The organism is Ruegeria sp. L12 (assembly GCF_056531745.1).
On the sequence record NZ_JBQFMH010000003.1, the window covers coordinates 188,256 to 214,654 of the forward strand.

Genomic DNA, 26,399 nt, shown 5'->3' on the forward strand with positions numbered 1-26,399 from the left:
TCTTCTCTTTCAATTGGGCTGCAGATTTACCCGCGCCATTCGATGATCTGGTCTGCCTCGGCACGGCCCGTGCGAAACGCATTGGCCGGGTGCTCGGTGTCTGGGTGGCCGAATGAGATGGCGCAGAGGATCAACCGATCCTCGGGGATATCGAAATACCGGTGCAGAAAAGGGCCGTAAGACGCGACCGCTGCCTGCGGGATACTGGCCACGCCCAGAGCCTGCGCTGCCAGTGCAAACCCGGTCACGAAGCCACCGCAATCCATTGCGCCATACGCACCCAGTTCTGCCGGGCTCGACAGGATCGCGCAATGGGGCGCGCCGAACAGGGCAAAGTTCTCCATCATCTGCCGGGCCGAGGCGGCGCGATCCCCTTTCTCAACTCCGACAGCGTCGTAAAGCGCCCATCCGCAGGCGCGGCGCCGATCCTGATAGACGCCGGAATAGCGGGTGGGGAAGGGCAGGTCAGGGGAAGGGATGCCGTTTGCAGCCTCGTGCACGAGCGCCGCGCGGAACGCGTCGGTCTCGGACCCGCTGGTAATCGTCAGTTGCCACGGCTGCGCATTACACCAACTGGGGGCGCGGCTGGCGCTGGCCACGATCTGTTCGATCTGATCGCGCGGCACCGGATCGGGCTTGAATGCCCGGCAGGAGTGGCGCGCATGCAGCAATTGGTTCAACGCTTTGAATGTCACGGTGTCCCTCCGGTCCGGTCACCGCGAAGATGACCTTGGTGGGCGTGATGCGCAAGGCCGCTATTGCTGGCCTGTGGCCACCAGATAGCCGACACCTGCCGCGACCAGCAGACCCAGCACAACCGCGATGGTGATCTTGATGGCGGACCATGGCCGCTCACCCTGAACGCGTCCGGTGCGGCCATTGACCACAAAGCGATAAGTTTCGCCACGATACTTGTATGCCGCCATCCAGACCGGCAACAGGATGTGTTTGAATGTCACATCGCGCACATCGGTTTCGACCGCATGAATACGCTGCCGATCGCCGCCAATGTCAAAGCGGACATCGCGCTCGATGACGCGGGCCATATGCGCGCGCGCCTCGGAATAGCCCTCCTGCAGCTCTATCGTGTAGGCCTCGGCCCGGAAACCGGCCAGATATTCCGGCTGATAAGGCTCAAGCGCGGGCAAATCCCAGGGTTCCAGCGCATCCGTATAGGATTTCGGCAGCGACCGAGAGGCCAGCACCAGAACATCATCGAAGAACCGTGCCACGCGTCCGGATTTCGGCGTCCAGCGCACTTTGGGGACCTGCTGCTGCACGCGCTTGCCATCCCGCATTACTGTTCGGGTTTCGTAATATACCACTCCGCGCTCGCCGCTATAGCGGGACTTGGTATCGGCATCAAAAGTCCAATAGGGCACATAAATACCCTGCATTTTGCGGCCCTTGCGGGCATATTCTTTCAAGCCGTTCGGCGCGAACCAAAGCCGCCCCAGCCAATCGCCCATCGCCTTGTGCGCGCTGCGCTCATCCAGCGCAAACGGCAGCACGCCGCGCGGCTTTATGTGACGGCTCACGCCTGTGTCGGTCACCACCGGGGTGGCACAGAACGGGCACTCGGCGGCATGGGTGTTTGGGTCGAACTCGACCTGCGCGGCACAGTTCGGGCAGGTCAGAACGCGGGTTTCTTCGATCTCGCTGTCCGGTAACCGCTCCGCGATGGCTGCATCGAAATCCAGCTCGCGCAAACTGGCGCCGCCCCACGGGCCCGATCCGATGGGTTCGGAATGGCCGCAATGATCGCAGGTGAGCCTCCCGTCACCCGGATTGAACCGGTAATCCGCCCCGCACTGATCGCAGGGAAAGCGGTGTTCGTCTTCGGTCATTCCAGCCCCTCGATCTGAGTTGTCAGCGACCGTTTACGCACCCGGAGGCGGAGGTGGAAGGATCGTGAACAACTGTGCCAGTTCCTGCACATCGCCTGCCTTTTTCCAGCCATCCTGACCGGCTGTCCAGACATGGGTGTCGCGCGTCAACTCTCCGTCGGCGGCCATACGGCCCATCTTGGCCTTGGAGAACGGCCCGCTGGTCTGCCCGTCAACCGCAATATGCCACACATGTTCAACGGGCGGGGGGGGCGGCGGTGCCACTTGCGCCGCGGGTTGCGGCGCAGCGGGGGCGGAACCGCCCCACGGACCGCGCGGCTGACCCGGTGCCATGTTCGACATCTGCTGTGCCATTGCCATGCCCATTCCCATACCAAGGCCGGCACCCATGCCGCCGCCCTGACCGGGATTGTTGGCCGCAGCCGTCATCGCCTCGGCCGCCGAATACTGGGTGAACTTGCCCAGATCACCCGCCAGCCCCATCGAGGTTCGCTTGTCCAGCGCCGCCTCGACAGCAGGCGGCAGTGAGATGTTCTCGATATAGAACTCCGGCATCTCCAGCCCATAGCTGTCCAGCACGGGCGAAACCTCAGCCGCGATCAGCTTGCCCAGATCGGCGGTGTTGGCGGCCATGTCCAGCACCGGAATGCCGGACCCAGCAATCACACGGCTGAATTCCTGCACAATGATATTGCGGATCTGAAAGCTGATCTCGTCCATGGTGAACTCACCATCAGTGCCGACAATCTCCACCAGGAACTTCGCAGGGTCCTTCACCCGCACGGTGTAGGTGCCAAAGGCCCGGATGCGGGTCGGCCCGAATTCGGGATCGCGCAGCATGATCGGGTTCTTGGTGCCCCATTTCAGGTCATTGAATCGCGTCGTGTTGACGAAATAGATCTCTGACTTGAACGGCGACTGAAACCCATGGTCCCAATGCTGTAGCGTCGTCAGGATCGGCATGTTGTTGGTTTCCAGCATATACAGGCCGGGCGTGAACACATCCGCCAACTGCCCTTCATGCACAAATACCGCCGCCTGTCCTTCGCGCACGGTCAACTTGGCACCGTATTTGATCTCGTGCCCCTCGCGTTCGAACCGCCAGACCATGGTGTCGCGGGTGTCATCGACCCAGTGGATGACGTCGATGAATTCGCCGGTCAGAAAATCAAAAATTCCCATTGGATTTCTCCTGTCTTCGGGGTCAGAGCGACTGCCCCATCAATTCGCGTGCGATGATACGGACCACCGGGCGCGCCTCGTCGGCGGTCATGCCCGCGCGCAGGCGCGGGTCGTAGAGGATGGTCAGAAGCTTCTCGTCATGGCTGGTGAGCAGGGCAAACTCGTCGTCGTCATTGAAGATCGACGGGCGGGCCTGGGGGCTGTCATTCGGCAGCCCCAGCCCCTGCGCAATCTCTTCGTGAATGCAACTGAGTCGCACCAGATCCGGATGCTCGGACCGGATCAGGGCGACCGCCCGCGTATAGGTTTGCGGCGCACCGTTCGAGGCCGAGGCGAAGACGAAGCAATAGAAGGACCGGGGCAGCTGATCAAAGAGATCAAGCTGCGCCTGCCCGATACCGGGGATCAGTTGCCGCAACCGTTCCTGCACATAGGCTGTATCGTCTTCGCCCGCGACGAATACGTGAAAATTCGCATTGCGGCTGACAGTCGAGACCGGATGACCCGTCAACCGCGACAGCCGGTTGGCGTAGCGATCAATCTGGGCCGCATCCAGTTGCCGAACCTCAGGCGCGACCGAGGGGCCAAACTCGGGTTTGATACGCACCGCGCCCGACCACCGGCTGAGCTGCCGGCTGGTCCGGCGCGCGCCGGTCGAAACACCTTGGCCCGGATACTCAGAGTAAAACGCGATGGCCTCGAAATTGCGCGCCAGATCATCCGCATCATAAGGCGTATCCGGCCCGCCGCCATCTATGCGCAGCAACCCGCGCGTCAACAGGTTGTTCTGCACGCTCTCATAGTACCGCGCCAGATCAAGGCTTGCGGCAGAGGGCGCGACATATGCGTTACCGGGCGTCTGCGGCTGCACCGGGCGCGGTTCCGGCACAACCGAGGTTGTCAGCACCTCGTCACAACCGGCCAGAGCCAGAAGCGACAGACCAAGCACGGCAATATTGAACCTGAAAACCGGTCGCACGCGCGTTGTTTCCTTAACCGGGCACGGCCGTCCCGGCATTGTCGCCGATCCCGTCTTGTCGTGCCTTGGCGGAGGCCAGCGTATCGCGCAGCTCCGCTTCCATCTTCTGCAACTCTTGCTCGGCTGCGGCGCGTTTGGCCTTGCCCTCATCTGCGATGGCCAGGCTTTCGTTGATCGTGCCGATCAGGTCCGCATTGGCCTGTTTGACGGCTTCGATATCGAACACGCCACGCTCCATCTCTTCGCGGATCATCTTGTTCGACTCGCGCAGATTGGCTGCGTTCGAGGTCAGCAACTCGTTGGTCAGGTCATTGGCATCGCGCACGGCGGCAGCCGCTTCGGCGCTGCGCTGGATGGTGACGGCCTGTGCCAGCTGCGTTTCCCACAGCGGCACGGTATTGACCAAAGTCGAGTTGATCTTGGTCACCAGCGACTTGTCATTCTCCTGCACCAGACGGATCGAGGGCAACGACTGCATCGTCACCTGACGCGTCAGCTTCAGGTCGTGCACGCGGCGCTCCAGATCATCGCGGGCGGCGCGCAAGTCGCGTAGTTCCTGTGCCTTCATCACCTGCTGGTCCTCGGGCGCGGCCTGAACTTCAGCCTCTTTTTCTGGAATGTCCTGGCTGTCCAGTTCGGTCAGCTTTTCTTCACCCGCGGCGATGTAAAGCGCCAGTTCGTCGTAGAATTCCAACGTCTTTTCATAGAGCAGATCAAGCGATTTGATGTCTTTCAGCAGCGTGTGCTCGTGCCCCAGCAGATCGTCAGTGATCTTGTCGATCTGACCCTGCACGCTTTCATACTGCGCGGTGAACTTGGCAAAGGGCGCGGCGCGGCCCAGCAGCTTTTCCCACCAGCTACGCTCGCGCCGGACATCCAGTTCACTAACTGAAAATCCCCGAATGGTGGTCACGATATTACGCAGGCTGTCACCAGCCGGGCCCACATCCTTGTTGCGCACATCGGCCAGCATCGCCTGGCTGATCTCTTGCAATTCGGCCTGAGCGGACGATCCGAACGAGACGATCGAGTTGGTATTGCCCATGTCGATCTCATTCATCCGCTTGCGGATTTCGGCCCCAACGGGCTCGTCAGCTTCTTCCAGCGGAACAATGTCTGCTTGCGGTTCGGGCAGCGTGACGGCGGTGACTTCCTGCACCAGCGTTTCGGCCTCGACCGCTTTGTTCTTGATATCATCGGACATGGGGATAATCCTCGCTCAAATAGTGGCCGGTCAGTCCAACCGGACGCCTTCGCGCTGCAGCCGATCGCGCAGCACATCAATTTCAACCGTCAGATCACTGCGGTCATCCAATAGCATTTTTCGCGTGCGGGCCGAGAAATTCTGTTCCAGATCGTCCAGCAGGGCCGAATAATCCTGCAGCGCCTGCGCATCACGGGTGCGGGCGTAGACATCCGAGAATTTCACCGTCGCATCGCGTGCGCCCTGCAAATACACTGTCAGGTATTTCCGCGCGCCGGCCAGATCGCGCGGATCTTCCTCGACTGTGCGGAACAGATCACGGGCGGTGTCCTGAAAACGCTCGACCCGCGCCTCGATCCGGCGGTCACCGGCGCGTTTGATCGCATCGGTCATTTCGGTCAGATGGGTTTCTGCATCCTCGACCACTCGCGCCACACGATCCTGCTGGAAAGTGTCTATGCCCTCCATCCCCTTATCCTTCATCGGATCAAGTCCGAACGAGACGGAATGCAAAACCGTCGCAGCGACGCCAAACAGGACCGGCGCCAACAGGCTGGCCTGCGAGGCCGTTTCGGCATCCAGAAACTCGGTCCGGTACGAGGCCAAAGCGGCGCCCAATCCAGTCAGAACACTGGCAAATATCTTGCGCGGAAACGCTGGCCTGCGCGCGGTTCGACGCGCGTGATAGGCGCTTTCGGCCCGTAGTCCTTCGCGCAACAGAAAAGCGGCGGCGGTCAGCAGGCCGGCCGCAACCAGGCCGATGGTCATCCCGATTGCGCCATCGTTCAGCGACAGGAACACCAGCGGAATCGCGGGGACGAACAGCACATTCGCGCGTGCACCCGCAGGTTCGACGCGGGCACCATCAAATTGTCCGCGCACAGGCTGTTCCTGCGTGGGCGCGTCGCCCTGAGGACTGAATTTGCCGCCGTACCGCTTGGCCATATCCCTACAGGCCCCCCAAAAGGCCGGTACAGACGCCGAACAGCAGCACCAACAGGGCTGCATAGGCCAATTTTTGTACTCCGGTGCCGGACATGGCGCCCCCCAACTGTGGCTTTCACAGAAAAGTTAGGCGATGCGCGGGCTTGGCGCTAGGGGGAAGGTTGCTTAACCTGCATCACTTGCGAGGTTTCTTGCCGATCGCCGGTCTTTTGCGCTGAGGCCGGGCCGGGCGTTTGGCCGGGGTCTTGTCGCCATCCTCGGGGCCGAGGCCCAGTTGGTCCCGCATCACGCGGCGGCGGATCTCCTCGACCTCGCCGGATTTCAGATCGCCCAACTGAAACGGGCCATAAGAGACCCGCAACAGCCGGTTCACCACATAGCCGATATCTTCGATGGCGCGCCGAATTTCGCGGTTCTTGCCCTCGCGCAGACCGATGGTCAGCCAGGCATTGGCCCCCTGTTGGCGGTCCAGCGAGACGGTCATCGGCTGAAACCGCTCTCCGTCAATCACCAGACCCTTGCGCAGCGGCTCGAAATCCTCGTCCTTGGGCCTTCCATTCACGCGCACGCGGTACTTGCGCAGCCATCCGGTTGCGGGCAGTTCCAGCTTGCGCTTGATGCCGCCATCATTGGTCAGCAGCAGCAACCCCTCCGAATTCAGGTCGAGCCGCCCGACGCTCATGACCCGCGGCATGTCCTCGGGCAGGTCGTCAAAGATGGTTTTGCGCCCCTTTTCGTCGCGCGCCGTTGTCACCAGACCCGGCGGCTTATGATACAGCCACAGGCGCGAAGGTTCGGGTTCGGACACTGGCTTGCCGTCGACGGCGATCCTGTCCTTGGCGGTTACGTTCAGCGCCGGGCTGCTGATCGCCTTGCCGTTCACGGTCACACGACCGGCTTCGATCATGCGCTCAGCCTCGCGGCGCGAGGCGACACCGGCGCGGGCCAGCACTTTGGCGATCCGGTCGCCGGGAGGAGGGGTCTGTGTCATCCCCCGGCCATAGCCTATCCCGGCGGCTTGCGAAAGGCAGGTTTCTGGGGCAGTCAGAGGCATGGAGTTCAGATCCCACATGAAACAGGCGCTGGAGCAGGCAAAGGCGGCGGCAGACCGGGGCGAGGTGCCGGTCGGCGCGGTGATCGTCGCGCCCGATGGGCAGGTGGTGGCCGCAGATGGGAACCGCACCCGCGAGTTGAACGACCCCACTGCGCATGCCGAGATTCAGGTCCTTCGTGCTGCCTGTGCTGCGGCCGGGTCGGAGCGGCTGCCGGATCATGACCTTTACGTCACGCTGGAACCCTGCGCCATGTGTGCCGCCGCGCTGGCCGCTGCGCGCATCCGGCGGATATATTACGGCGCGTCCGACCCGAAATCCGGCGGGGTCGCCCATGGTGCGCGGGTGTTTTCGCATCCGCAGGCGCATCACAGGCCCGAAATCTATGACGGGATCGGGGCGGAAGAGGCCGAGCGATTGCTGAGGGAATTCTTCGCGGGACGGCGCTAGCACGCTACCAATTCAGGCTGTAAACCGTGTGATTGCCGGGCAGACCTTTCAGCGCAACTGACCGAGGAGGGCCAAAGGTCAGCTCATCTTGCCCCTCCGCCAGAAGCTGGGTTGCGTCTGACACGCAGACCTCGCCCGGCGCGGCTGCGGATGCGACCCGGGCGGCCTTGTTCACCACCGTTCCAAAGAAGTCATCATCGGTCTGGATCACGTCCCCGGTATGTATTCCGACGCGAATCTGCAGGGTCGGTTCAACCTGTTCCGCCGCGTTGCGCCGCTGCAGGTCTGTTGCGGCAATCAACGCCGCCCGGGCCGAGGTGAAGCTGGACATGGTGCCATCCCCCAGCGATTTCACCAGAGTTCCGCCATGAGATTCGATAGCCGCGCGCGCCAGTTCGAAATGCTTGTGGATTGCGTCGGTCCATATCCGGTCTCCCAGCTTCTCGGCGATGGCGGATGAATTGACGATATCGGTGAACATGACCGAAGCCATGCCTTCGCGCTGATCTTGACGAAACCCTTCGCGCGCAGCAGCAACCAAAGCGTCCAGCGCCTTATGTTCAATACCGATTTTCTCCATATTGGGAATCGGGTTGGATACGTGGACATGAACCATCTTCCACACGCCATCTTCGAGGTGCAGGACGAAAGTAAACCTGTGCACCATAGCCTTCTGATTGTTGGCAAAGCGCAACGTTGCAACGCAATGGGCCCAGCCAACCGCGCCGCATTCAAAGGCCTCAAGGCTATGCTCTTGCCAGTCATAGTCCGGGATTTCGGCAACGTGATCGGGAAAACCCTTTCGAAACAGAGAGCCGGACCAGAACTCTCCTTCAGCCGTGCCCTGGTATCGCAAATGATCTGAGGTTGACAGCATGTTGAACAGCGCAGGGCCGTCTTTATCATGAACTGCAGCGTTCCAGCGCCGCACCACAGCGATCAATTCGGGTGAAGGGCGGATGGGCTGTTTCATATGGCTTTCACCATCCTTTCACGCGGGATTTCAGGCAGCGGCGGGCCGCCCTTTGCCATCAGCATACATCTGTCGGTGATTGCCGGACACCATTCAGGGTGCCTCGGGCGGACGGCCATATGCTCCAGCTGCTCAGTGGCGTCTTAGGGTGGTGGACTCGTCCAAACCGCATGGGCATCAGAGCGTGATCGCCTGCATGACCTGAGGTTCGATCACATCGACCCCCGGCAACCCGTCTTTCAAGGCCTCGGCAGATTGTTCAAGGATCGGGAAGGTTTGATAGTGGCACGGGATCACTGTTTTGAAGTTGAAATACCGTTTGGCCGCATAAGCCGCGCCCCTCATATCCATGGTAAAGTGGCCACCTGCCGACAAGATGCCGATATCGGGTTTGTAGTAATCCCCCATCCACTCCATATCCGCCATGATGTCGGTATCGCCCGAGACATAGAGCATGCGATCTTCGGCAGCGATCATATAGCCGATCTCGGTGCCCCCGGTCCGCAGCCCATCCGGGGTCGAGAAGGTCGAGCTGTGCGAGGCCGGAACCATCGAAACTTTCACACCGTTCAGATCCACCGTGCCGCCTTTGTTGAAGCCGACGGTCTCAATGCCCTCAGCCTCGGCCCAGTATCCCATCAGATCATACTGCCCGACGACGGGAACCTTCAGGTTCTTTGCAAGGGGCAGCACATCAACAACGTGGTCAAAATGCGTGTGGGTCAGCAGAATATGCGTCGCATCCGCGACCGCGGCATCATGCTGATCTTCGGGCAGCGCCGGGTTGCCGGTCAGCCAAGGATCGATCAGCAGAACCTGCCCTGCGATTTCAATACGAAAGCTGCCATGCCCCAGCCAGATGATGTTCATGAAGGTCCCTCCCAGTTTATGGTTGGAGTCAGCCTAGCATCGGCTATGTAAAAATCCATGGACTGGACGCAGGAAATTGATGGCTATTGTGAGCGCCTGTCGCCCGTATACTGGGCCGAGCCGATCAATGCCGTAACCAACGCGGCGTTTCTGATCGCTGCATTTGTCATGTGGCGACGCGTACGCGGGCAGGGGATGCCGCTGGCGATGGCTTTGGTGATGGTTCTGGCGCTGATCGGGATTGGCAGCTATCTGTTTCACACCCATGCGCAGGTTTGGGCGGCAATGGTCGATGTCGCTCCGATCCTGCTGTATATCCTGATCTACATTTTCGCGGTCAATCGCGATGTCTGGGGAATGCGAACGCTCTATGCGTTGGGGCTGACCAGCCTGTTTTTCCTCTACGCGGCCCTGACCGTTCCGGTCTTCAAGTTGGTGCCCGGACTTGGGGGCTCGGCGGCCTATGCCCCGGTGCCGCTGCTGATTCTCATCTACGCCGCCCTTTTGCGCCGCAAAGAGCCGGAAACTGCTCGTGGTTTGGCAATCGGGGCGATGATCCTGATCGCCTCGATCACATTTCGCGCGCTGGATGAGCCGATCTGCGCGCGCCTGCCGATGGGGACGCATTTCATGTGGCACATCCTGAATGCCACGATGCTGGGCTGGATGATCGAGGTCTATCGCCGGGCCATCGTTTCAAAACGTTTCGCGTCAGTCCCGAAACGCGGCGGCTAATGCGTCAGGCAGATCGAATTCATCCAGAACCCGGGCACGGCCCTCGGCCGACATCTTGAGCGCGGTTTTCTCGACGATGCGCTGGATTTTCTCGGCCGAGTGCTTGGCTGCGAAGGGGGCGAAGTACCATTTCAGGAATACAAAACAGATCACATCCTCTAGGGCCTGCACTTCGTCGTCACGCTTGATACCCTGTTTGCGCAGCATCTTCTCGGCAGCTTCGATCTGATCCGCGCCATACTCGGCCTGCTCCATCAGGCCGCGTACGACATCGGCGTGAAACACCCCCTGCGCCTTACGCCAGGCAAGATAGCCCGCGCGGCCTTCGGGATATTCGCTGCGCTTCAACTTCCAGCGCTCGACATGCTGCCCGCGCGCGGCGATCTGCAGGGCATCCGATGCGTCGGGGAACAAGCGGTCCAGTTCGGCACTCATGCGTTGACCATAAAGCAGCGCCTCGGGTTGGCCATCTTCAATATTGGGATCCTGCGCATTGGCCGCGTCGATTGCGTCCAGAACTGCTTGCTTGCGAGTGCTCATCTTTCGCTCCGTTAGCTTGCCGGGCAGTCGCCCTTCTGTGCGGTTCGGCTGGGTTTTCAACACCATGCTAACGGCTTGTTGCGGCGTGTACAGCCGTCAATTGCATCTGCGCCGGATCAGGAGGGGGGACTGATCCGGCGCGCCGGACCGGGCTACTTGACGGCCTCGGACTGGTCCTTGGTCACGGGTTCCGATACCGGCTTGGGGAAGCTGAGGGTACGGGTCAGGTTATCCGCGCCGATCCCCAGCGCCATGGCCGGAGCAGTCAGAACGGTTGCAGACAGGGCAAGGGCAGTGACGAAGGTCTTCATGGGTGTTCTCCCGGTTTGTGTGGGTCACATCCATCAGGTGAACTGTGCGGTTCAGTTTTTCAATATTGAAAGTGAACTAATTGGTTTACTTCTGTGTATATCGGCAATTCATAAATGCATGGGCCGATTTGCGTCGCCTATGCCAGCAGCGGTCTTGCGAGTGCTGCGGCAGACAGGTAAACGCCGTCCTTAAGCGTATATGAGGGTTTCCGATGTCGATTGACCAAAGCACCGCCGCCAAGGTGGCCAAACTGGCCCGGATCAAGGTCGAGGATGACGCGCTGCCTGCGCTGGCGTCCGAGTTCAACAACATCCTCGGGTTCATCGAACAGCTGAACGAGGTGGATGTCGAAGGCGTCGAGCCGATGGTCTCGGTCGAGCCGATGCGCCTGAAACGGCGTCAGGATGAAGTCACCGATGGCAACCAGCAGGACAAAGTTCTGGCCAACGCCCCCGACGCCCGCGAAGGGTTCTTCGCAGTCCCCAAAGTGGTGGAGTAAGACATGAGCGATCTGAACAAACTGGGCCTGGCCGAGGCCCGCGACGCGCTGCGCAAAGGTGACGTGACCTCGGTCGAGCTGACCGAATCCTGCTTGAAAGCGATTGATGAAGCCGACGCGCTGAACGCGTTCGTCCACAAGACCCCCGAGATCGCGCTGGAACGCGCCAAGGCGGCGGACGCACGTATCAAATCGGGCGATGCGCCGTCGATGTGCGGCCTGCCCATCGGCATCAAGGACCTGTTCTGCACCAAGGGCGTGCCGTCGCAGGCGGCCTCAAAGATATTGGAAGGCTTCAAGCCGGAATACGAATCCACCGTGTCGCAGCAACTGGCCGATGCCGGTGCCGTCATGCTGGGCAAGCTGAACATGGACGAATTCGCCATGGGCTCGTCCAACGAGACCTCGGTATACGGCAACGCGGTCAGCCCGTGGCGGCGTGGCAATGACGATGCGCAGCTGACACCCGGCGGCTCGTCGGGCGGTTCGGCTTCGGCCGTATCCGCCGACCTGTGTCTGGCGGCGACCGGCACCGATACCGGCGGCTCGATCCGCCAGCCTGCGGCCTTCACCGGCATCACCGGCATCAAGCCGACCTATGGCCGCTGCTCGCGCTGGGGCATCGTCGCCTTCGCCTCTTCGCTGGATCAGGCCGGACCGATGACCAAGAACGTCCGCGATGCGGCGATCATGCTGGAAACCATGTGCGGCCATGACCCCAAGGATTCCACCAGCGCCGAACTGGCCGTCCCGAATTTCGAGGCGATGCTGACCGGCGACATCAAGGGCAAGAAAATCGGTATCCCCAAGGAATACCGCATGGACGGCATGCCCGCCGAGATCGAAAAGCTGTGGGCCGATGGTGCTGCGATGCTGAAGGATGCGGGCGCCGAGATCGTCGATATCTCTCTGCCGCACACCAAATACGCGCTGCCTGCCTATTATGTGATTGCCCCTGCCGAGGCATCCTCGAACCTCGCGCGCTATGATGGCGTGCGTTATGGCCGCCGCGCGCAACTGGCGCAGGGCGATGGCATCACCGAGATGTACGAGAAAACCCGCGCCGAAGGCTTCGGCCACGAGGTGCAGCGCCGAGTGATGATCGGCACCTACGTGCTGTCGGCAGGCTTCTACGACGCCTATTACAACCGCGCCCGCCGCGTCCGCACCCTGATCAAGAAGGATTTCGAAGACGTCTTTGCCGCGGGCGTCGACGCCATCCTGACCCCGGCCACGCCGTCGGCCTCGTTCGGACTGGGCGAGATGACCGAGGCCGATCCGGTTCAGATGTATCTGAACGACGTGTTCACCGTGACCGTGAACCTTGCCGGCCTTCCGGGCATCTCGGTACCTGCAGGGCTGGACAAGCAAGGCTTGCCGCTGGGTCTGCAACTGATCGGGCGTCCCTGGGACGAGGGCGATCTGCTCAACACCGCCTATGCGCTGGAAAACGCTGCCGGGTTTGTGGCCAAGCCCGGGAAATGGTGGTAAGCCTCAAGCCCGAAACGACATCAGAAAACCGGAGCAGCCCAATGCGCAAAACGCTTCTGATCCCGGCCCTTGGGCTGTTAGCGGCCTGTGAAACCGTTGCCCCCGTTTCGGGCAGCGGGTTCAACACGCCGGAATATCAGGCACAGCGCGAGGCTGAACTGGCGGGTCAGGGCCTGTCCGGCAATCCGCTTCTGCCGCCCGAGGCGATCTCGGAACAGCCTCTTTCAGCGCAGGGTACAGTCGACGGTGTGCCGACCGGTGATGCGTCTGACATTGCAAACCAAACGGCAATTGCGCTGGCCAACACATCTGGACAAGCCGCACCCGTCGCACCTCTGTCCGCCACAAACAACACCGCCATCTCGGACGAGCAGGATTTTGCGGCCGTCTCGAATCGGCGCAGCATCGACGACGATGCCGCGAGGATCGAGCAGAACCGGCAAACCTATGAGGTTGTCGCCCCGACTGCGGTACCCGACCGGGGCTCTGACGGGCAGCCCAATATCGTGCAATACGCGCTGAGCACCTCAAACCCCGTCGGCACCCAGCTCTACAGCCGCGCGGGGTTCAATCTGCAGGCCAAGGCACAGCGCAACTGCGCGCAGTTCGCCTCGCCCGATCAGGCCCAGATCGAGTTCCTGTCGAATGGCGGTCCACAGCGTGATCGCAAAGGGCTGGATCCGGATGGCGACGGCTATGCCTGCGGCTGGGACCCCAGCCCGTTCCGCAGTGCCGTCAACAACTGAGCGCCCCCCGATCTGGCACCCATCGCCCAATTTCGGCCCCCGCCGGGGTGGGCTGAAGCCGACGCTGATCGTGCTGCACTATACAGCCATGGAAAGCGCTCAGGCCGCTTTGGAACGCCTGTGCGACCCGGCTCACGAAGTGTCCGCCCATTATCTGATCGGGTCTGATGGCACGCTGTGGCAGATGGTGCGCGAAGATGACCGCGCATGGCATGCCGGGGCAGGGGAGTGGTGCGGGCAAACAGACATAAATTCCCGCTCCATCGGCATTGAACTGGATAATACAGGCACACACCCATTTGCCGAGCCTCAGATGGCTGTTCTGGATCGTCTGCTGCCGCAAATCATGGACCGATGGAGTATCGCCGCTGAAGGTGTCATCGGGCATTCCGATATGGCGCCCGGGCGCAAAACCGACCCGGGCCCTCGATTTGACTGGCAGAGACTGGAATTACAGGGCATCGCCGCCCCGCGCGGCACCGCCAACCCAACTCAGGACAGTTTCCACACACTGGCGCAAAAGCGAGGCTATACGGCAGCGGTCGACGACGACACTCTGCTCAGATCGACACGCCTGCGCTACCGTCCCTGGGCCAGCGGCCCTTTGCACCCCGATGATCTCAAAACGCTCGGCCCGGCTCAAAATCCAATCTGATCCGCCTCTTCATCGGGCTAAAAATATCTCGGGGTTGAATTGGCCGCAGGCCAAGAAGGGGCTGGTCCCTTCACCATCCCAACCACCCTTGACGCCGCCGGGCGCACAACATACCCACCCCAGTGCGCGGAGGGCCGGATGGCCGCTGGGGCCGCATGGCCCGAGAGGAAAGTCCGGACTCCACAAGGCAACGGTGCCGGGTAACGCCCGGGCGGGGAAACCCGACGGAAAGCGCCACAGAAATCAGACCGCCAGGGGCCTCGGCCCAGGGTAAGGGTGAAACGGTGGGGTAAGAGCCCACCGCGCCGCTGGCAACAGCGGTGGCACGGCAAGCCCCACCGGGAGCAATGCCGAATAGGGTCCCCGCGCGGGCCGGTCGGCGCAAACCGATACCGCCGCTAGGCTCGCCTTGGCCGAGAGGGACCGGGTTGGCAGCTTGAGCCGCGCAGCAATGCGCGGCCTAGAGGAATGGTCATCGAAGGGGGCAACCCCGGAACAGGATCCGGCTTACAGGCCCTCCGCGCATATCTCCTCAGCCACTTGGTGGCGTATAGGATTCGGTCAGCGCAGCGGCTTTCTGGACCACCGAAACAAAGTCTTCGGCAGACCAGGCCCGGACGGTTTCGATACTGGACACCGCGCCCGTGCTGGTAACAGCCATTCCGACCGCAACAGCATCGGTGCCATCGGGCATGTCAGTGATCACAACCGCATCGTTGCTGCCGGTGGTAATATAAAAGGAAATCAACTTTCCACCCGCTTTCTCTATCAGAGCTCTGACGGGTCCTGTCCGATCGTGCGGATTGGCCATGATCGCCTTGACGGACTCGGCCGAATAGGAGGCGTAGGTGATGAAAACAGGCATGAATATCTCCTTTGAGCTTCAAGTTGTTCGGAACCTCTTATGCGACCGGCTCCGTGGCCGTTTCGCGTGCTTCGACACGCAAAACCCAAACACACCCCGTCGAAAACACGACCGGATCAATGCAATAGTGTGAGCGGTGCAGGTGGGTGAGCGTCCAATATGACTGCTGAACCCGTATACGGCCTTCCCCCTCAGGCCGTTTGCAGCGCACGGTATCACAAACCCGTGAACTCACCAAGCAAAGACGCGCCCCGGTCAGCGAGGAATTGTTCCGGGAACCCGTCGAATCCGGTTGACTCGGGCGCATGAGCGGGTAAAAGCGCACGCTCATAGGAATTCAACCGAAGGGCCCTGCCTTTTCGGACGCAGGAGATAACCATGGCGAAGCCGACGACAATCAAGATCCGTCTGAACTCGACCGCGGGCACGGGCCACTTCTATGTGACCAAGAAAAACGCACGCACCATGACCGAGAAAATGACCATTCGTAAATACGATCCGGTCGTTCGGAAGCATGTCGAGTACAAAGAAGGCAAGATCAAGTAATCTTGCCCTCTGACATGAATTTTTAAGAAGGACTCTGCCGGGCAGGGTCCTTTTTGCTGTTTGGGCTGTGCCACGGGCGTTGCAGGGGCGCATCAGGCAATCGGGTGTTCTGACTTCCGGCGGCTTGCTTTTTCGCATTCCCTGCCGCTACGCTTCAGCAACCCTTTCCAAAATGTTGACCGCCATGAAAAAAATCCTGTTGCCCGCCCTTGCCGTTCTGACCCTGTCAGCCTGTGAAGACCCGTTCAACCGCGAAGGCGTCGGGTTCACCGGCATTGATGGCGAACCGCGCACGATCTCTGACGTCAAAGGCACCGCAGCATTTGTGCCTGAAGCCACGAATATCCCGGCAGAACTGGCCGAGCTTCCGCCTGTCCGGGTTGCTTCGGAAGAAACCGACCCGTCCAAGCTGGCGAAGGTTGCGATCGAAAACGGAGGCCGCACCGACACCACCGCCGTTCAGATGTCCGGTCAAAGCACTACTTTGTTGCTGAGCACCGTTGAGGTGAACAACACTCTGTACGCAGTGCTGCGCACCGCCGAGGGCGACACGCGGGTCGATAATTCTATCGGCGCGGCCTTCGGCGCGCAGACCGAACGCTTTACCGGCTGCCTGCCTGCGGGCCAGGTCTATCGCCGGGGCTCGTCCAAGAACAGCTCGGGCTTTGCCGTGCCGCTGAACTGCAGCTGATCAGAGCATGACCCCAGTACATCCCGGACCCCCGCCATAGCGGCGGGGGTTTTTTGTTGCGCATCACCATCCTGCCATTCGGTGAATATCATGGCGTTGGGGTTGGTGTTTCAGGCGCAGATCGTAAACCTGATGCAGCAACGGCAATAGCCGATAGATGTCTGTCGGAAACAGAAAGGCAGCGGACATTGGGGGGCACAAAAAGGGCGGGTCGTTTCTGACCCGCCCTTCGGCTTGCGATATGCAACCGCGTTATTCGCGGTTTCCAAGCAGCTGCAGCAGGAACATGAACATGTTGATGAAGTCCAGATACAGGTTCAGCGCGCCCATGATGGCAGCTTTGCCCAGCCATTCCTGATCGCCCGCATGGGCCATCTGCAGGTAGGTGTTCTTGATGTTCTGCGTGTCATAGGCGGTCAGACCGGCGAAGATCAGCACGCCCAGGATCGACACCGCGAACATGATCGCGGGCGATTGCAGGAACAGGTTGATGATCATCGCAACCACCAGACCGATCACACCCATCATCAGGAAGGTGCCCATGCCGGACAGGTCTTTTTTGGTCACATAGCCATACAGCGACAGGCCTGCGAAGGCGATCGAGGTCACCAGGAATACCTGCGCGATCGAGATGCCGGTGAAGGCCACGAAAATCCAGCTCATCGACAGGCCCATGACGGCTGCGAAAGCGTAGAAGAATAGCTGCGCGCCGGCGGCGGACAGGCGGTTGATGGCAGCGCCGAAGGCAAACACCATGCCAAGCGGTGCAAACATCACGACCCAGCCCAGAATATTCGGGCTCAGTGTCACCGGATCACGGAAAATGGACAGCAGTTGCGGGCTGGTGCCAACGGCCCAGGCCACCGCAAAGGTGATCAGCATGCCTATGGACATAGTGCCATAGACTTTGTTCATATGGGCGCGCAGGCCCTCATCAATCTCGGCGGCGCGCGCACCGGTCGCCGTCCGGATCGTGTCGAATTGTGCCATAAAGGGTCTCCCTTCAATATTCTGTTCTCAGCCTGCGATTACAGGCCGGTTTCCCAGCAAATATCGGAGAGTGCGGCCCGTGTTTCAAGAGTTTTAGGACCAATTCTCAGCAAAACTGTCAGCAAATTTGGCGGCAGTTGTGAAAACGCCGCCAAATGCTTCTTATTTCTCAATTAATACAGGTGTTTTTGCCAGCTGTCCGGGGCATCCCATATCGGGCGCTTGGCCTCGGCCTCGGCCTCGGAGCGGGTGATGCCGATATCTTCGAGCGCACGATCATCAAGTTGCGCAAGCTTGCGGCGCTGCCGGGCGAGGTTGAGCAAGCCGAGCATCCGTTTGCCAAACGCCTTGTTTCGAACGGGGCGGTGGGTTGAGATAGCAATATGGGTCATGATCTTTGCCCTTTCGTGGTTGTCTGATGAAACATACAGCTTCAATCAATTTCCTTGATCTATATGGATCACTCTGACATATTTTGGAAATGAATGTTTATGAACTGACTCATAAAGGATCGTGAAGATGCGAAATCTGGACATCACCACATTGCGCTCATTCGTGGCGGTTGCCGATTACGGCGGCGTGACACGGGCCGCTGGATTCCTGCACCTGACGCAATCGGCCGTTTCGATGCAGCTCAAGCGTCTGGAGGAACTGCTGGGGCTTGAGTTGCTGGATCGTTCGGGCCGCACCATCGCGCTGACCGCTTCGGGTGAGCAGTTGCTGGCCTATGCCCGCCGTATGATCGCGCTGAATGACGAAGTTATCGGACGCCTGACCGATCAGGCCTTTGAGGGAGAGGTAACGCTGGGCGTGCCGCATGATGTGGTACATCCGTTCATCCCGCGGGTACTGCAGCGCTTCAATGCGAGTTTTCCGCGGGTCAGTGTCAACCTCGTGACGTCGAACACACGCCAGTTGAAAGATGAATTCGCGCGCGGTGCGTTCGATCTGATCGTCACAACCGAATCCGGGGCAGGTGACGGGGCCGAAACCCTGCACCACATGCCGTTACGCTGGGTCGGGGCGTTGAACGGGTCGGCCTGGCGGCAAAAGCCCCTGCGTCTGGGGTTCTGCCGGAACTGCATCTTCCGTCCGGTTGCGGTCTCGGCGCTGGACGATGCGGGGATCGAGTGGGACATGAGCATCGACAGCGACTCGGACCGCACGGTCGAGGCCACGGTCAGCGCCGATCTTGCCGTGGGTGTACTGCTGGAAGGCACACAGCCAAGCCATCAGGAGTTGATCGATCATGCAGGCGTGCTGCCGGAATTGCCGGTACAGTTCATCAACCTCTACGGGGCCGAGCGCGTGCGCGAAGAATATGTGGGTGAGCTTGCCAATCTGCTGCGCCAGAACTTTTCGCGCCCGGGGGCACAGCCGCTGAAGGTCGTCAGCTGATCTGAATGACCACTTTCCCGGTGGATTTACGAGCGCGCAGCAACTCAAGACCCTGTTCTGCCTCCTGCAGGGGCAGAACATGGCTGATATGAGGTTTGATTTTCCCTTCTGAATGCCAGCGGAACAAGGTTTCAAAACTCTTGGACACCACTTCGGGCCGGAAAGTCAGATACCCTCCGATATAGACGCCGATCACGCTGAGGTTCTTGACCAGCAAGTGGTTGGCAGGAATTTGTGGCACGTCACCACCGGCAAATCCGATCGGCAGAATGCGGCCCTCGGGGTTGGTTGCGCGGAATGCGGCCTTGAACACATCGCCGCCGATCGCGTCATAGACGACATCCGCGCCACCCAGTGCCAGAACGCGCGCGCGCAGATCCTCGTCCGCGTCGATCAGGTGATCTGCCCCGGCCTGTTGCGCCACGGCCAGCTTGTCTGCACCGCGCGCCTGCGCGATGACCGTCGCGCCCATCAGCTTGCCAATCTCAACTGCGGTCAGGCCAACCCCGCCCGCGGCGCCCGTCACCAATAGCGTTTCACCCGGCTGCAGACGGGCCCGGTGATCCAGGGCGATATGGCTGGTGCCATAGGCGATCTGGATTGCGGCAGCATCCTCGAAACTCATGGAATCGGGCAGCGGAACAGCCCGCGCGGCATCAAAAACGCCTGATTCGGCCAGCCCACCCTGACCCGAATAGACAGCAACGTGATCCCCGGGCCTTAGATTCGTGACATTGTTTCCGATTTCATCAACAATCCCGGCGATCTCCATTCCCAGCGTAAACGGCGCATCAGGCGTATCCTGATACGTGCCCTTCTGCATCAGCAGGTCCGCGAAGTTCAGGCCGCATGCCTTGATTGTGACGCGAATCTGATTCTCGGCCGGGGCGGGCAGATCGACCTCGCACAACTGCGCTGCGGCCCCTTTGGTCCTGATATGATATGCCAGCATGGTCGCTCTCCGCGTTTTGATCGACATAGGCGTATCGGCGAGGCGCTTTGTCAATTCCCATCAGAAATACCGTCGGATTTCGATGCAGATGGAGCGCCTATTGTTTCGATTGGGGAAACGCTTTGACTGTCTGCGGCGCGTACAACCACAAACCACTGTACCGGATAAGCGATTCAACCCGCTTGAAAAAAATAATCAATGCGGCAATATTGTTGCTATGGTGCTGTTCGGGGGGCACGATCCGAATTAGGGAGTTCTTAAGCAGCGACCCGCTAACTTGGCGGCGACGGCTGTTGTCGCGTTTTCCCGGACAGGTGTTTGTGTAAAGGAGACTACCAATGACCCATCACGTCGATGTCCATGTGGGCAAACGCGTCCGGCATCGCCGCTGGCTGATTGGCATGACCCAGCAGCAGTTGGCGCAGCAAGTTGGTATTAAGTTTCAACAGATCCAGAAATACGAAACGGGTGCCAACCGGATCAGCGCGTCTCGCCTGTGGGACATTGCCGAGGCATTGGATGTACCGGTCAGCTTCTTCTTTGAAGGTTTGGAAGAAACGCAGAAATCGGACGCCGATAAGAAATCCGTGCCTGCCGACCTGATGGGCGACAAGGAAGCGCTCGATCTGGTGCGGTCATATTACGCCATTCCGGAAAACCAGCGCCGCCGGCTGTTTGAACTGGCCCGCGTACTCAGCGACGTCGCCTGATACAATCGACTTGACTTCGCGGGGCGATAACCGCACGGAATTGCCATGCAACACGCCCCACTAAGTGATCTTGAGATCGCAGAAAAAATGGCCGACGCGGCGCGGGCGGCCATTCTACCGTATTTCCGTCAGACCAACCTGCAAACGGACAACAAGCTTGCCGATGGGTTTGATCCGGTGACCGTTGCGGATCGTGAGGCTGAACAAGCCATGCGCGCGGTTCTTGCCAGACACCGGCCCGACGACGGCATTTTTGGCGAAGAGTTCGGACAAAGCATCGGCACCAGTGGGCGCGTCTGGGTGCTGGATCCGATTGACGGCACGCGCGGCTTTATCAGCGGCACACCGACCTGGGGTGTCTTGATTGCGCTGAGCGATGAGACCGGCCCGATGCTGGGTGTGATCGACCAGCCCTATATTGGCGAACGGTTCGTCGGCGGCGGCGGGCAGGCCTTTGTTCAAGGTCCCCTGGGCCACACTGAGCTTGCGACGCGTCCGACACGCTCGCTGGATCAGGCGATTGTATTCACAACTTTCCCCGAGGTCGGGTCCGAGGCAGAGGGCGCCGCATTCCGGGCAGTTGCCTCGCAGGCAAAACTGACCCGCTATGGGATGGATTGCTATGCCTATGCGCTGCTGGCAGCGGGGCAGGTCGATCTGGTGATCGAGGCCGGGCTGAATGCCTATGACATTCAGGCCCCGATCGCAGTGATCGAAGCTGCGGGGGGTGTCGTCACCGACTGGCAGGGCAACCCCGTTCATGAAGGTGGGCGCGTACTGGCGGCTGCCACACGTGAACTGCATGCTGCTGCACTGGATATCCTGCGTCAGTACTAAATTCGGTTGCCGTCATGCCACGGAATCCTTAAACTATATATGGCTGGTTCTTACGCCCGTTTTCCACCAGCCCTGCACTTCACGCATGAGACGGGCCTATGCGGGAGTGCAAGAAAATGACCGAATTCCTGATTAAGAACGCCGATCTGATCCTGACGATGGACGACTCGCGGCAAGAGCTGGCGGGTGCCGATCTGTTGATCCGAGACGGGCAAATCGCCCGGATTGGCCATAGCCTGACCACTGTCGGAGAGACTCATGATGCCTCGGGATGTGTGGTGACGCCCGGATTGGTGAACACGCATCACCATCTTTATCAGACCCTGACACGCGCGGTGCCCGGCGGGCAGGACGCGCTGCTGTTTGGCTGGCTGCAAACGCTCTATCCGATCTGGTCCCGCTTTGGCCCAGAAGAGATGTTTGTCTCCGCCCAGATCGGCCTTGCGGAACTGGCGCTGTCGGGCTGTACGCTCAGTTCCGATCACCTGTACCTTTATCCGAATGGCGCGCGGCTCGAGGATACGATCCACGCCGCTGCCGAACTGGGTCTGCGGTTTCACCCCACACGTGGCGCGATGAGCATCGGCGAAAGCGATGGGGGCCTGCCGCCCGATGCGCTGGTCGAGGCCGAGGCGGCTATTCTCGAGGATATGACCCGCGTCGTCGATGCCTTCCATGACCCTTCCGATGGGGCGATGTGCCGTGTCGGTCTGGCTCCGTGCTCTCCGTTCTCTGTCAGCCGTGAACTGATGCGCGACGCGGCTCTTCTGGCCCGCGATAAAGGCGTAATGCTGCACACGCATCTTGCCGAGAATGATGAAGATATCGCCTATTCGCAGGCCCAGTTCGGCTGCCGCCCCGGCCAATATGCCGAAGACCTCGGGTGGACAGGATCGGATGTCTGGCACGCCCATTGCGTGAAACTCGACGGGGCCGAGATCGATCTCTTTGCGCGTACCAGAACAGGTGTTGCCCATTGCCCCTGTTCCAACTGCCGCCTCGGTTCGGGCATCGCCCCAATCCGTGCGATGCGCGATCAGGGTGTTCCGGTCGGGCTCGGGGTTGATGGATCGGCCAGCAACGATTGCAGCAATCTGGTGTCAGAGGCTCGCCAGACCATGCTGCTGCAACGGGTCGCGAACGGGGCCGACGCCATGTCGGCCCGCGAAGCGCTCGAGATAGCTACGCGCGGTGGCGCGGATGTTCTGAACCGCCCCGATTGTGGCCGACTGATGCAAGGTAAACGCGCCGACATTGCCATCTGGGATGTAACTGGCATCGAAAGCGCCGGCAGCTGGGATCCGGCGGCCCTGCTGCTTGCGGGACCAACCCGTGTCAAACATCTCTTTGTGGAGGGCCGCCAGATCGTCCGCGATGGTCAGATCGCCACAATCGATCTGCCAAAGGCCATCGAAACGCAAAACCGTCTCGCGCGCGCCCTGATTGACTAGCGGATCGGACCTTCATCTGGCCCAAATACTTCCGCCGGAGGCACGCGCTGCAAGCGCGTCCCTCTTACGCTTGCACCTTTGAGCCACCGATCCAGACATCGGCCACCGCCCGGTCATCCCCCATCATGATGGTCGGAAACACCGCTTCCCACAAATCCTCTGCACAGGCTTCACGCTGCGCGATTGCCGGGGTCGAGGCGAGATCAAGCACGACCAGATCCGCCTCCATCCCAGCTGCGACATTGCCGATGCAATCGTCCATATGCAGTGTCCGGGCCGAGCCGATGGTCCCCAGCCACAGCAATTGTGCCGGATGCAGCGGGACACCACGCAGCTGACCGATCTCATAAGCCGCGGCCATAGTCCGCAGCATGGAAAAGCTGGACCCGCCGCCGGTATCCGTGGCCAGCCCGACACGATGGCCTTCGCGCATCAAGCCGGCCATATCGAACAATCCCGACCCGATGAACGTGTTCGAGGTCGGGCAATGGATCAGCGCCGCGTCCATCTCACGCAACCGATCCCGCTCGCGCTGTTCTAGGTGGATGACATGGCCATAAAGCCCGTTCTTGCGCAACAGACCAAACTGCTCGTAAGTATCCAGATAGTCCCGCGCATCGGGAAAGAGGGACCGGACCCACTCGATCTCATCCGTCTGTTCGCTCAGGTGGGTCTGCATCAGGCAATGCGGGTATTCCCCCCACAGCGCCCCCATCGCCTCAAGCTGTTCCGGCGTCGAGGTCGGTGAAAAGCGCGGCGTGATGGCATAAGAAAGCCGGTCGATGCCGTGCCATTTCTCCAGCAACGCCTGCGACTGATCATATGCCGTTTGCGCGGTGTCGCGCAGACCCTCGGGGGCGTTACGGTCCATGCAGGTCTTGCCCGCAACCACCCGCTGGCCCCGCGCCTGAGCTGCCGTGAAAAATGCATCAACGCTTTCGGGATGGATGGTGCAAAAGCTGCACATTGTCGTGGTGCCATGGGCGGCGGTCAGGTCCAGATAACGGTTGGCGATCTCCGACGCATAAGCCATGTCGCCGAACTTCATTTCCTCAGGAAAGGTATAGCTGTTCAGCCAGTCAATCAGTCGCTTGCCCCAACTGGCGATCATCGCGGTCTGAGGGTAATGCACATGCGGATCGATAAAACCCGCCATGATCAGATGGCTGCCATAGTTCACGATCTCTGCCTCAGGATGCGCCCGCCCAAGATCGGATGCCGTGCCCAACGCTGCGATGCGTCCGTCCTCGATCACCAGTGCCTCGTGCAACGCTACTGCATCGGTCGGCTCGCCTTCGAACGGCGATCCTTCAAAGTTCAGTACGCGCCCTTTCAAAAGCGTCTTTTGCGCCATTTTCCCTGTTCTCCGCGTGTTTTGGACCGTTCTTCAGCATAGGGGGGCGAAAGATGTGGGTAAATCCGAGCATTGTCATTGTTTTCCGGTAGCTGCTTCTTCTATCAAGAAGCAATCGCGCGGAATGAGGGGCAGAGCATGACCACAGGCATTGATGAAGCCGGACACGATCAGCCCCGGGACGAAGACGCCTACGCGCTGGACATGCGAACCGTTGCGGCCATCCTCTATGCGGTGGAGGTCGAGGACCGCGACAAGCTGATCGAGTTGATGGATCCGCTGCACGCGGCCGACATCGCCGACCTTCTGGAACAGATCGACCCTTATGAGCGATCCCGGCTGATCCGCCTGTATGACAAGGAATTTGACGGCGACATCCTGTCCGAACTTGACGAGTCGGTTCGGGAAGAGGTGATCGATATCCTGAACCCCGACGTGCTGGCAGACGCTGTGCGGGACATGGAAAGCGACGATGTCGTCGACCTGCTGGAAGACCTCGAAGAGCCGCAGCAAGAGACCATTCTGGACGCTCTGGAAGATTCCGAGCGGATCGCAGCGGAACAGGCGCTGTCCTATCCCGAGAACTCGGCAGGCCGTCTCATGCAGCGCGAAGTGGTCATGGCGCCCGAGCACTGGACGGTGGGGCAGGCCATCGATTTCATGCGCGCCAACGACGATCTGCCCGAGCAATTCTATCATGTCATTCTGGTCGATCCACGGCTGAAACCCGTTGCACAGATCACGCTGGGCAAGCTGATGGCAACCAGGCGCGAAGTTTTGCTGCAGGACATTGCCGAAGAAGAATTCCACATCATCCCGGTCGATCAGGACGAAGAAGACGTCGCCTATGCGTTCAATCAGTATCACCTGATCTCGGCCCCGGTGGTGGATACCGACGGGCGTCTGGTCGGCGTGATCACCATCGATGATGCGATGGTGGTGCTGGACGAGGAATACGAAGAGGACATGCTGCGCCTCGCCGGTGTTTCGGACGAAAGCTCGATCTCGGACAGCGTGGCCGCGACCAGCAAGCGGAGGTTGCCATGGCTGGGGGTCAATCTGGTTACCGCGATCTGTGGGTCGCTGGTGATCTCGCAGTTCGAGGCGGCAATTGACCAGTTGGTGGCGCTGGCGATCCTGATGCCCATCGTGGCGTCGATGGGCGGCAATGCGGGCACGCAGTCGCTGACGGTCGCGGTGCGCGCGCTGGCAACGCGTGACTTGACGAGCTCGAACGTGGGCCGCGTTATCCGGCGGGAATTGCTGGTCGGGATGCTCAACGGCTTATGCTTTGCCATCGTGCTGGGCACGGTGGGTATGATGTGGTTCGATTCTCCGCTACTGGGTGTCGTGATCGGGTCGGCCTTGGTCGTGAACATGATCATCGCGGGCTTTGCAGGTACGGTAGTACCGGTTGTGCTGGACCGTCTGGGCGTTGACCCGGCGCTGGCGTCGGGGACTTTTGTGACCACCACAACGGATGTCATGGGGTTCTTCATATTCCTGGGGCTGGCCAGCGTGGTGCTACTGTGACCGATACGACCGATCTGACTGAAATCAAGGCGGCGGCCCGCAAGGCTGCCTTCGCCCGCCGCAAGGCCGCCTTTGACGCGCGGCCACCGGGTGCGGCAGGCCGCCTGTCCGAGGTTCTGGCCGGGCACCGTGGCGTTCCCATCTCGGGCTACATGCCCATCCGCACCGAGATCGACCCGCTGCCCGCCATGGCCGAGGCTGCCGCCTACGGCCCGGTTGGTGTGCCGGTCATTCAGGCCGCAGGCCAACCGCTGCGCTTTTCGCGCTGGACGCCCGAAGGGGTCCTGAAAGACGGACCGTTTGGCGCTATGGTGCCCGAGGTGGATGATTACTTTGACCCGGAAATCCTGATCGTGCCGCTGGTGGCATTCGACGCGAAGGGCGGGCGGCTGGGCTATGGCGGCGGGTTCTATGACCGCACGCTGGAGGGCCTGCGCGCCAAGCGCCCGACGCTGGCCATCGGCTTTGCCTTCGATGCGCAGGAAGACGAGGGCCTGCCGCTGGAGCCAACCGACCAGCCGCTGGATATGGTGATCACCGAAAGCCGCGTGCTGAGCTTCTGAAACAACGTCCCGAGCGACAAGAACGGTAA

At 60.6% G+C, this 26,399-nt stretch carries 30 protein-coding genes and 1 other RNA gene; 15 read left to right on the plus strand and 16 right to left on the minus strand.

Annotated features, from left to right (window positions below):
* Positions 1 to 26: 26 nt before the first annotated feature.
* From ACR0K9_RS06365 to ACR0K9_RS06395, 7 genes are all read right to left on the minus strand, one after another.
* Positions 27 to 695, minus strand: a complete 669-nt coding sequence (locus ACR0K9_RS06365) for a nitroreductase (protein WP_480821650.1) — start codon at positions 693 to 695, stop codon at positions 27 to 29.
* Positions 696 to 755: 60 nt separating this feature from the next.
* Entirely contained in the window at positions 756 to 1,847 is a 1,092-nt protein-coding gene (locus ACR0K9_RS06370) for a TFIIB-type zinc finger domain-containing protein (RefSeq protein ID WP_480821652.1), read from the minus strand.
* Positions 1,848 to 1,880: 33 nt separating this feature from the next.
* A complete protein-coding gene (locus tag ACR0K9_RS06375) occupies positions 1,881 to 3,029 on the minus strand; it encodes an SPFH domain-containing protein (protein ID WP_480821654.1) in 1,149 nt (382 codons plus the stop codon).
* A gap of 22 nt (positions 3,030 to 3,051) precedes the next feature.
* Positions 3,052 to 4,008 carry a DUF2927 domain-containing protein gene (locus ACR0K9_RS06380; RefSeq protein ID WP_480821656.1) on the minus strand — a complete coding sequence of 319 codons (957 nt, stop codon included), beginning with the start codon at positions 4,006 to 4,008 and terminating at the stop codon, positions 3,052 to 3,054.
* Between the two features lie 13 nt (positions 4,009 to 4,021).
* The gene (locus ACR0K9_RS06385) at positions 4,022 to 5,212 is read right to left on the minus strand and encodes a toxic anion resistance protein (RefSeq protein WP_480530228.1); all 1,191 of its coding nucleotides are present in this window, start codon (positions 5,210 to 5,212) and stop codon (positions 4,022 to 4,024) included.
* A gap of 30 nt (positions 5,213 to 5,242) precedes the next feature.
* Positions 5,243 to 6,157 carry a 5-bromo-4-chloroindolyl phosphate hydrolysis family protein gene (locus ACR0K9_RS06390; protein ID WP_480821658.1) on the minus strand — a complete coding sequence of 305 codons (915 nt, stop codon included), beginning with the start codon at positions 6,155 to 6,157 and terminating at the stop codon, positions 5,243 to 5,245.
* Between the two features lie 175 nt (positions 6,158 to 6,332).
* On the minus strand, positions 6,333 to 7,211 hold the full coding sequence (locus tag ACR0K9_RS06395; protein WP_480821660.1) for a pseudouridine synthase: 879 nt from the start codon (positions 7,209 to 7,211) through the stop codon (positions 6,333 to 6,335).
* Here ACR0K9_RS06395 and ACR0K9_RS06400 point away from each other — a divergent pair.
* Positions 7,210 to 7,659, plus strand: a complete 450-nt coding sequence (locus ACR0K9_RS06400; protein WP_480821662.1) for a nucleoside deaminase — start codon at positions 7,210 to 7,212, stop codon at positions 7,657 to 7,659. The genes ACR0K9_RS06395 and ACR0K9_RS06400 overlap by 2 nt on opposite strands.
* A gap of 4 nt (positions 7,660 to 7,663) precedes the next feature.
* Here ACR0K9_RS06400 and ACR0K9_RS06405 read toward each other — a convergent pair whose 3' ends face one another.
* Together ACR0K9_RS06405 and ACR0K9_RS06410 are read right to left on the minus strand one after the other, a co-directional pair.
* Positions 7,664 to 8,632 carry an adenylate/guanylate cyclase domain-containing protein gene (locus tag ACR0K9_RS06405; protein ID WP_480821664.1) on the minus strand — a complete coding sequence of 323 codons (969 nt, stop codon included), beginning with the start codon at positions 8,630 to 8,632 and terminating at the stop codon, positions 7,664 to 7,666.
* Positions 8,633 to 8,809: 177 nt separating this feature from the next.
* Complete coding sequence (locus ACR0K9_RS06410; RefSeq protein WP_480821666.1) at positions 8,810 to 9,502, minus strand: metal-dependent hydrolase; 693 nt, start codon at positions 9,500 to 9,502, stop codon at positions 8,810 to 8,812.
* 57 nt (positions 9,503 to 9,559) lie between these two features.
* On the opposite strand from ACR0K9_RS06410, the gene ACR0K9_RS06415 reads away from it, so the two are divergent.
* Positions 9,560 to 10,237, plus strand: a complete 678-nt coding sequence (locus ACR0K9_RS06415) for a ceramidase domain-containing protein (RefSeq protein WP_480821668.1) — start codon at positions 9,560 to 9,562, stop codon at positions 10,235 to 10,237.
* On the opposite strand, the gene ACR0K9_RS06420 is transcribed toward ACR0K9_RS06415, so the two are convergent.
* Entirely contained in the window at positions 10,214 to 10,777 is a 564-nt protein-coding gene (locus ACR0K9_RS06420; protein ID WP_480821670.1) for a DUF4202 domain-containing protein, read from the minus strand. The two genes, ACR0K9_RS06415 and ACR0K9_RS06420, sit on opposite strands and share 24 nt — an antisense overlap.
* 152 nt (positions 10,778 to 10,929) lie before the next feature.
* Complete coding sequence (locus ACR0K9_RS06425; RefSeq protein ID WP_480821672.1) at positions 10,930 to 11,088, minus strand: hypothetical protein; 159 nt, start codon at positions 11,086 to 11,088, stop codon at positions 10,930 to 10,932.
* 212 nt (positions 11,089 to 11,300) lie between these two features.
* Here ACR0K9_RS06425 and gatC point away from each other — a divergent pair, with 212 nt between their 5' ends.
* The 5 genes from gatC (at position 11,301) to rnpB (ending at position 15,006) form a co-directional block, all read left to right on the plus strand.
* Positions 11,301 to 11,588 carry an Asp-tRNA(Asn)/Glu-tRNA(Gln) amidotransferase subunit GatC gene (gene gatC / locus ACR0K9_RS06430; protein ID WP_480821674.1) on the plus strand — a complete coding sequence of 96 codons (288 nt, stop codon included), beginning with the start codon at positions 11,301 to 11,303 and terminating at the stop codon, positions 11,586 to 11,588.
* A gap of 3 nt (positions 11,589 to 11,591) precedes the next feature.
* Positions 11,592 to 13,079, plus strand: coding sequence for an Asp-tRNA(Asn)/Glu-tRNA(Gln) amidotransferase subunit GatA (gene gatA, locus ACR0K9_RS06435; RefSeq protein WP_480821676.1), 1,488 nt, complete (start codon positions 11,592 to 11,594; stop codon positions 13,077 to 13,079).
* A gap of 41 nt (positions 13,080 to 13,120) precedes the next feature.
* Positions 13,121 to 13,825 (plus strand): hypothetical protein, encoded by a 705-nt coding sequence (locus ACR0K9_RS06440; protein WP_480821677.1) that lies wholly within the window; start codon positions 13,121 to 13,123, stop codon positions 13,823 to 13,825.
* Entirely contained in the window at positions 13,776 to 14,480 is a 705-nt protein-coding gene (locus tag ACR0K9_RS06445) for an N-acetylmuramoyl-L-alanine amidase (RefSeq protein WP_480822075.1), read from the plus strand. Before ACR0K9_RS06440 ends, ACR0K9_RS06445 begins: the two co-directional genes overlap by 50 nt.
* A 126-nt stretch (positions 14,481 to 14,606) precedes the next feature.
* Positions 14,607 to 15,006, plus strand: an RNA gene (rnpB, locus tag ACR0K9_RS06450) — RNase P RNA component class A.
* 6 nt (positions 15,007 to 15,012) lie between these two features.
* Here rnpB and ACR0K9_RS06455 read toward each other — a convergent pair.
* Positions 15,013 to 15,345: a GYD domain-containing protein gene (locus tag ACR0K9_RS06455; RefSeq protein WP_480821679.1), complete on the minus strand. Its 333-nt coding sequence runs from the start codon at positions 15,343 to 15,345 to the stop codon at positions 15,013 to 15,015.
* Positions 15,346 to 15,723: 378 nt separating this feature from the next.
* Between ACR0K9_RS06455 and rpmG the strand changes: the two genes are divergently transcribed.
* Positions 15,724 to 15,891 carry a 50S ribosomal protein L33 gene (gene rpmG, locus ACR0K9_RS06460; RefSeq protein WP_037309480.1) on the plus strand — a complete coding sequence of 56 codons (168 nt, stop codon included), beginning with the start codon at positions 15,724 to 15,726 and terminating at the stop codon, positions 15,889 to 15,891.
* 184 nt (positions 15,892 to 16,075) lie between these two features.
* Positions 16,076 to 16,582, plus strand: coding sequence for a hypothetical protein (locus ACR0K9_RS06465; RefSeq protein ID WP_480821681.1), 507 nt, complete (start codon positions 16,076 to 16,078; stop codon positions 16,580 to 16,582).
* A 252-nt stretch (positions 16,583 to 16,834) separates the two neighbouring features.
* Here ACR0K9_RS06465 and ACR0K9_RS06470 read toward each other — a convergent pair whose 3' ends face one another.
* Together ACR0K9_RS06470 and ACR0K9_RS06475 are read right to left on the minus strand one after the other, a co-directional pair.
* Positions 16,835 to 17,572, minus strand: coding sequence for a Bax inhibitor-1/YccA family protein (locus tag ACR0K9_RS06470; protein ID WP_480530198.1), 738 nt, complete (start codon positions 17,570 to 17,572; stop codon positions 16,835 to 16,837).
* A gap of 173 nt (positions 17,573 to 17,745) precedes the next feature.
* Positions 17,746 to 17,964, minus strand: coding sequence for a DUF1127 domain-containing protein (locus tag ACR0K9_RS06475; protein ID WP_480821683.1), 219 nt, complete (start codon positions 17,962 to 17,964; stop codon positions 17,746 to 17,748).
* A gap of 127 nt (positions 17,965 to 18,091) precedes the next feature.
* Here ACR0K9_RS06475 and ACR0K9_RS06480 point away from each other — a divergent pair, with 127 nt between their 5' ends.
* The gene (locus tag ACR0K9_RS06480) at positions 18,092 to 18,970 is read left to right on the plus strand and encodes a LysR family transcriptional regulator (protein ID WP_480821685.1); all 879 of its coding nucleotides are present in this window, start codon (positions 18,092 to 18,094) and stop codon (positions 18,968 to 18,970) included.
* On the opposite strand, the gene ACR0K9_RS06485 is transcribed toward ACR0K9_RS06480, so the two are convergent.
* On the minus strand, positions 18,963 to 19,922 hold the full coding sequence (locus ACR0K9_RS06485; RefSeq protein ID WP_480821687.1) for an NADPH:quinone oxidoreductase family protein: 960 nt from the start codon (positions 19,920 to 19,922) through the stop codon (positions 18,963 to 18,965). The two genes, ACR0K9_RS06480 and ACR0K9_RS06485, sit on opposite strands and share 8 nt — an antisense overlap.
* A gap of 338 nt (positions 19,923 to 20,260) precedes the next feature.
* Here ACR0K9_RS06485 and ACR0K9_RS06490 point away from each other — a divergent pair, with 338 nt between their 5' ends.
* From ACR0K9_RS06490 to ACR0K9_RS06500, 3 genes are all read left to right on the plus strand, one after another.
* Positions 20,261 to 20,632, plus strand: coding sequence for a helix-turn-helix domain-containing protein (locus tag ACR0K9_RS06490; RefSeq protein WP_170588513.1), 372 nt, complete (start codon positions 20,261 to 20,263; stop codon positions 20,630 to 20,632).
* Between the two features lie 45 nt (positions 20,633 to 20,677).
* Positions 20,678 to 21,469 (plus strand): histidinol-phosphatase, encoded by a 792-nt coding sequence (gene hisN / locus ACR0K9_RS06495; RefSeq protein ID WP_480821689.1) that lies wholly within the window; start codon positions 20,678 to 20,680, stop codon positions 21,467 to 21,469.
* Positions 21,470 to 21,585: 116 nt separating this feature from the next.
* Positions 21,586 to 22,920 carry an 8-oxoguanine deaminase gene (locus ACR0K9_RS06500; RefSeq protein ID WP_480821691.1) on the plus strand — a complete coding sequence of 445 codons (1,335 nt, stop codon included), beginning with the start codon at positions 21,586 to 21,588 and terminating at the stop codon, positions 22,918 to 22,920.
* A gap of 64 nt (positions 22,921 to 22,984) precedes the next feature.
* Here the strand turns inward: ACR0K9_RS06500 and guaD are convergent, their stop codons facing one another.
* A complete protein-coding gene (gene guaD, locus ACR0K9_RS06505; protein WP_480821693.1) occupies positions 22,985 to 24,274 on the minus strand; it encodes a guanine deaminase in 1,290 nt (429 codons plus the stop codon).
* A 138-nt stretch (positions 24,275 to 24,412) separates the two neighbouring features.
* Between guaD and mgtE the strand changes: the two genes are divergently transcribed.
* Positions 24,413 to 25,807: a magnesium transporter gene (gene mgtE, locus ACR0K9_RS06510; RefSeq protein ID WP_480530183.1), complete on the plus strand. Its 1,395-nt coding sequence runs from the start codon at positions 24,413 to 24,415 to the stop codon at positions 25,805 to 25,807.
* Positions 25,804 to 26,370 carry a 5-formyltetrahydrofolate cyclo-ligase gene (locus ACR0K9_RS06515; protein ID WP_480821695.1) on the plus strand — a complete coding sequence of 189 codons (567 nt, stop codon included), beginning with the start codon at positions 25,804 to 25,806 and terminating at the stop codon, positions 26,368 to 26,370. The genes mgtE and ACR0K9_RS06515 overlap by 4 nt, the downstream gene beginning before the upstream one ends.
* Positions 26,371 to 26,399: the final 29 nt, after the last annotated feature.

Coding starts and splice junctions, on each gene's coding strand:
- ACR0K9_RS06370 (WP_480821652.1), bottom strand. CDS start 1,847: ATGACCGAAGACGAACACCGCTTTCCCTGCGATCAGTGCGGGGCGGAT.
- ACR0K9_RS06375 (WP_480821654.1), bottom strand. CDS start 3,029: ATGGGAATTTTTGATTTTCTGACCGGCGAATTCATCGACGTCATCCAC.
- ACR0K9_RS06385 (WP_480530228.1), bottom strand. CDS start 5,212: ATGTCCGATGATATCAAGAACAAAGCGGTCGAGGCCGAAACGCTGGTG.
- ACR0K9_RS06390 (WP_480821658.1), bottom strand. CDS start 6,157: ATGGCCAAGCGGTACGGCGGCAAATTCAGTCCTCAGGGCGACGCGCCC.
- ACR0K9_RS06400 (WP_480821662.1), top strand. CDS start 7,210: ATGGAGTTCAGATCCCACATGAAACAGGCGCTGGAGCAGGCAAAGGCG.
- ACR0K9_RS06395 (WP_480821660.1), bottom strand. CDS start 7,211: ATGCCTCTGACTGCCCCAGAAACCTGCCTTTCGCAAGCCGCCGGGATA.
- ACR0K9_RS06405 (WP_480821664.1), bottom strand. CDS start 8,632: ATGAAACAGCCCATCCGCCCTTCACCCGAATTGATCGCTGTGGTGCGG.
- ACR0K9_RS06410 (WP_480821666.1), bottom strand. CDS start 9,502: ATGAACATCATCTGGCTGGGGCATGGCAGCTTTCGTATTGAAATCGCA.
- ACR0K9_RS06415 (WP_480821668.1), top strand. CDS start 9,560: ATGGACTGGACGCAGGAAATTGATGGCTATTGTGAGCGCCTGTCGCCC.
- ACR0K9_RS06420 (WP_480821670.1), bottom strand. CDS start 10,777: ATGAGCACTCGCAAGCAAGCAGTTCTGGACGCAATCGACGCGGCCAAT.
- ACR0K9_RS06425 (WP_480821672.1), bottom strand. CDS start 11,088: ATGAAGACCTTCGTCACTGCCCTTGCCCTGTCTGCAACCGTTCTGACT.
- gatC (WP_480821674.1), top strand. CDS start 11,301: ATGTCGATTGACCAAAGCACCGCCGCCAAGGTGGCCAAACTGGCCCGG.
- gatA (WP_480821676.1), top strand. CDS start 11,592: ATGAGCGATCTGAACAAACTGGGCCTGGCCGAGGCCCGCGACGCGCTG.
- ACR0K9_RS06440 (WP_480821677.1), top strand. CDS start 13,121: ATGCGCAAAACGCTTCTGATCCCGGCCCTTGGGCTGTTAGCGGCCTGT.
- ACR0K9_RS06445 (WP_480822075.1), top strand. CDS start 13,776: ATGCCTGCGGCTGGGACCCCAGCCCGTTCCGCAGTGCCGTCAACAACT.
- ACR0K9_RS06455 (WP_480821679.1), bottom strand. CDS start 15,345: ATGCCTGTTTTCATCACCTACGCCTCCTATTCGGCCGAGTCCGTCAAG.
- rpmG (WP_037309480.1), top strand. CDS start 15,724: ATGGCGAAGCCGACGACAATCAAGATCCGTCTGAACTCGACCGCGGGC.
- ACR0K9_RS06465 (WP_480821681.1), top strand. CDS start 16,076: ATGAAAAAAATCCTGTTGCCCGCCCTTGCCGTTCTGACCCTGTCAGCC.
- ACR0K9_RS06470 (WP_480530198.1), bottom strand. CDS start 17,572: ATGGCACAATTCGACACGATCCGGACGGCGACCGGTGCGCGCGCCGCC.
- ACR0K9_RS06475 (WP_480821683.1), bottom strand. CDS start 17,964: ATGACCCATATTGCTATCTCAACCCACCGCCCCGTTCGAAACAAGGCG.
- ACR0K9_RS06480 (WP_480821685.1), top strand. CDS start 18,092: ATGCGAAATCTGGACATCACCACATTGCGCTCATTCGTGGCGGTTGCC.
- ACR0K9_RS06485 (WP_480821687.1), bottom strand. CDS start 19,922: ATGCTGGCATATCATATCAGGACCAAAGGGGCCGCAGCGCAGTTGTGC.
- ACR0K9_RS06490 (WP_170588513.1), top strand. CDS start 20,261: ATGACCCATCACGTCGATGTCCATGTGGGCAAACGCGTCCGGCATCGC.
- hisN (WP_480821689.1), top strand. CDS start 20,678: ATGCAACACGCCCCACTAAGTGATCTTGAGATCGCAGAAAAAATGGCC.
- ACR0K9_RS06500 (WP_480821691.1), top strand. CDS start 21,586: ATGACCGAATTCCTGATTAAGAACGCCGATCTGATCCTGACGATGGAC.
- guaD (WP_480821693.1), bottom strand. CDS start 24,274: ATGGCGCAAAAGACGCTTTTGAAAGGGCGCGTACTGAACTTTGAAGGA.
- mgtE (WP_480530183.1), top strand. CDS start 24,413: ATGACCACAGGCATTGATGAAGCCGGACACGATCAGCCCCGGGACGAA.